The organism is Streptomyces sp. NPDC047085, from assembly GCF_040643735.1.
Lineage (GTDB): Bacteria > Actinomycetota > Actinomycetes > Streptomycetales > Streptomycetaceae > Streptomyces.
Genome location: NZ_JBEYUW010000033.1, coordinates 1 through 2,583, shown reverse-complemented (window position 1 = coordinate 2,583; position 2,583 = coordinate 1). Strand labels below are relative to the sequence as shown.

At 66.1% G+C, this 2,583-nt stretch carries 3 protein-coding genes and 3 pseudogenes; 3 read left to right on the top strand and 3 right to left on the bottom strand.

Annotation, left to right across the window (positions count from 1 at the left end; all coding sequences use genetic code 11):
- Nucleotides 1-114: 114 nt before the first annotated feature.
- Nucleotides 115-893: pseudogene (locus tag ABZ865_RS41955) on the top strand (IS5 family transposase); the annotation flags it as partial.
- A 111-nt stretch (nt 894-1,004) separates the two neighbouring features.
- Here the strand turns inward: ABZ865_RS41955 and ABZ865_RS41950 are convergent.
- The 3 genes and pseudogenes from ABZ865_RS41950 to ABZ865_RS41940 form a co-directional block, all read right to left on the bottom strand.
- The gene (locus ABZ865_RS41950; RefSeq protein ID WP_361242800.1) at nt 1,005-1,436 is read right to left on the bottom strand and encodes a hypothetical protein; all 432 of its coding nucleotides are present in this window, start codon (nt 1,434-1,436) and stop codon (nt 1,005-1,007) included.
- A gap of 98 nt (nt 1,437-1,534) precedes the next feature.
- Nucleotides 1,535-1,668: pseudogene (locus tag ABZ865_RS41945) on the bottom strand (IS5/IS1182 family transposase); the annotation flags it as partial.
- Nucleotides 1,662-1,772 (bottom strand): annotated as a pseudogene (locus ABZ865_RS41940) (IS5/IS1182 family transposase); the annotation flags it as partial. The pseudogenes ABZ865_RS41940 and ABZ865_RS41945, both read right to left, overlap by 7 nt.
- Nucleotides 1,773-2,024: 252 nt before the next feature.
- On the opposite strand from ABZ865_RS41940, the gene ABZ865_RS41935 reads away from it, so the two are divergent.
- Nucleotides 2,025-2,198 (top strand): hypothetical protein, encoded by a 174-nt coding sequence (locus ABZ865_RS41935; RefSeq protein WP_361242797.1) that lies wholly within the window; start codon nt 2,025-2,027, stop codon nt 2,196-2,198.
- Between the two features lie 92 nt (nt 2,199-2,290).
- Entirely contained in the window at nt 2,291-2,521 is a 231-nt protein-coding gene (locus ABZ865_RS41930; protein ID WP_361242794.1) for a winged helix-turn-helix domain-containing protein, read from the top strand.
- Nucleotides 2,522-2,583 lie beyond the last annotated feature (62 nt).

Here is a 2,583-nt window from a genome sequence, read left to right as displayed (position 1 = left end):
GCTACGAGCGCAAAGCCGACCACTTCCTGGCCTTCACCAGCATCGCTTGCACCCTCATCTGCTACCGCAGACTCACCAAATGAGATGACGTCTTACAACGGCTAACAAAATGAGGTGGATCGGCGTTGGTTGCCGTGTCCGAGGCGGGAGTTGAACGTTCGGCTCGGCGTGGGGACATCGCCGTGGATCGTGTCGGATGAGCTGTGGGACCGCCTGGAGCCGCTGCTGCCGCAGCGTGAGCGCCGCTTCCGGTATCCCGGCCGCAAGGCGTTACCGGACCGGGAGGTGCTGTGCGGGATCCTGTACGTGCTGCACACCGGCATCCAGTGGGAGTACCTCCCGAAGGAGCTGGGCTTCGGCTCGGGCATGACCTGCTGGCGACGGCTGCGGGACTGGAACGAGGCCGGCGTGTGGCAACGGCTCCACGAGGTCCTGCTGGCCGAACTGAACGCAGCCTCGCGGCTGGACTGGTCCCGCTGCGTGGTCGACTCTTCCCATGTCAGGGCGCTAAAAGGGGGAGCCACACGGGCCCCTCGCCGGTCGACCGGGGCCGGGCAGGATCGAAACACCACCTCATCACCGACGGACACGGCACCCCGCTCGCCGTCCTGCTGACCGGCGGCAACCGCAACGACGTCACCCAGCTCCTGCCCTTGCTCGATGCGATCCCGCCGGTCCGCGGCCGGGTCGGACGACCGCGCCGCAAACCCGACTCGCTCTTCGCCGACCGTGGCTACGACCACGACATCTACCGCGATCATGTCCGCGAACGTGGCATCGTGCTGGCCATTGCCCGCCGTGGAACACGGCACGGCACCGGACTGGGTACCTACCGCTGGGTGATCGAGAGAAGCTTCGCGTGGCTGCACGGCTTCCGACGCCTGCGGATCCGATGGGAACGCAGAGCCGACATCCACGAAGCGTTCCTCAAACTCGCCTGCTGCCTGATCACACACCGACAACTCAGCTCATTGCGTCAGCCGTTGCAAAGGGGACGGGAGTGGCTACCTCGGAGGCAGCGCGCGCTCCCTGCGGTTGCGCTTCTCCATAGCCGCGCCCACCCAGATGCACCAGGCGACGCAGCTGGCCAGGAGGAGGAAATAGGTCATGAATCCGTTGGTGTCGCCGAAGAGCCACAGCACCAGTGCGGGGGGCCCGAAAACGATCAGCGGGCCGATGACCCACCAGGTCAGATATGTGCGCAGTATCTCCCCGCCGACGAGCGGCGTCTCCTCGTGCACCGCGTAGTGGGTGACCGAGGTACTGCCGTTCCCGTACTGTGTGTAGGACGAGTCGCCGACGGTCAGGCGATGCCGACGCAAGGGGATCACCGGCAGAAAAAGCAGCACGGCCCACTGGGTGGCGTGGTGGCTGCCGTCACGATTCGGGTAGCTGAAGCCCCGATACGTGGTGCCGAATCCGTTCCACGTCGACATTCTTCGCATCCTCCTCGTCGTCTCCGGCCTGAACTGTCTCACGTCTGGTGGGATTGGGGGTCGGATCAGCCGTGATCCGTACGTCGTAGGGCCTGTCCAAGCAGCCGAACCCTCTGGAGACCCAGCGGAAGGCCAAGTACGCCGGCGGGATCGCGTCGAGCAGGGGCAGCAGTTGGGTGCCGTCGTTGCGGTTGCCGCCGGTCAGCAAGATCGCGAACGGGGTGCGTCCGGCAACGGCTTACGGCCCGGACAACGGAAGCGGCGCTCACACTGCCGCAGCAGCGGCTCCAGACGGTCCCACAGCTCATCCGACACGATCCACGGTGACGCCCCCACGCCAGACCGAACGCCCAACTCTCGCCCGCCCACGGGCGTCAGGAGCGATCCACCTCATGTTGTTAGCCGTTGTTAGCCGTTTTCCCGGAGCGTTGCACGATGGCCGTTGCCTGTTCAGGGGGCACGAACCAGAGCAGCGGAAGCACATGCAGGGCGCACCCACCCAAGCTCACCGCCTTGATCCCCTACACCACGACAGGGGACACGCCCTCGGGATACGGGCCGTACTCGCCGATCGGCAGGTACGGCTCGATGAACTCCCAACCCGGAGAAGCCGCTGCGCGCACGGGCGAGATCTACCAGGCGCTGCCACACGTCAACGGATGGATCCGCCGCATCGCCGCTGTGCTGCGGCGCCGCTGGCCCGACGCGAACCAGGACCTCGCCGACGGGGGAAGGTTCCCGCCCTACCTGGCCCGGCACTGACCCCCGAGTTTCCGCTCGCCGCTCCGCCGCGCGTCTGGAGATCTGTAACGGTGCGGGTTGCGTTGGGTCAACTCCGGGTGCTGGAGTCGGTGTTGGAAGCCGGGCCAGCCGCCTCCGGCTGGATTGACCAGTGCTGGACGCTGGCGAGGATCGCAGAGATCGTGCGCCGCCGGTTCGGTGTCGAGTACACCCACCGCATCGGCTGGAGCGTGCAGGTGCCCTCTCGCAAGGCCACCGAGCGGGACGAGGCGAAGATCGCCGTCTGGAAGGACGAGCAGTGGCCCGTCCTAAGACGTCATCTCAATTGGTGGCTGATGGCGTAGGTAGTCGCTGGCAGGCGTGCTGTAGGGACGGTTGAATATCGTGGTGAGCGACTACTGGACAC

Bases quoted from the DNA above. Each gene is read 5' to 3' on its own strand.
- ABZ865_RS41950 (WP_361242800.1), bottom strand. From the start codon at position 1,436: ATGTCGACGTGGAACGGATTCGGCACCACGTATCGGGGCTTCAGCTAC.
- ABZ865_RS41935 (WP_361242797.1), top strand. From the start codon at position 2,025: ATGAACTCCCAACCCGGAGAAGCCGCTGCGCGCACGGGCGAGATCTAC.